This window comes from Dawidia cretensis (assembly GCF_018598175.1).
In the GTDB taxonomy this organism is placed as follows: domain Bacteria; phylum Bacteroidota; class Bacteroidia; order Cytophagales; family Cyclobacteriaceae; genus Ohtaekwangia; species Ohtaekwangia cretensis.
In genome coordinates this window covers 1-245 of the sequence record NZ_JAHESE010000241.1, presented here as the reverse complement: position 1 = coordinate 245, position 245 = coordinate 1, and the positions used below count along the sequence as shown (strand labels likewise).

General features: G+C 42.4%; 1 protein-coding gene. It reads right to left on the bottom strand.

Translation table 11 applies throughout. From position 1 onward, the window contains the following. Nucleotides 1–245 (bottom strand): histidine kinase dimerization/phospho-acceptor domain-containing protein (locus tag KK062_RS30495; protein WP_317195828.1); only part of this gene is annotated, 245 nt, incomplete at both ends.

Here is a 245-nt window from a genome sequence, read left to right as displayed (position 1 = left end):
ATTACAAGCTCCAACTCTTCTGTGATGTCTGCTACAATTTGACATACATCAGTGGGAACAAATTGATGATCGGTCCTCGCTGCGCTGGAAAACTCCAGGAGATCGTTAACCAGTTTCTTTAGACGTTGTGAGGATGTTGCAATTTTGGTTAGCAACATTCTTTCACGCTCGTTATCTCTTGGCATATCAAGAAGCAAATTCACGAAGGTGGCTATCTTTCTAAGTGGCTCTTGCAAGTCATGAGA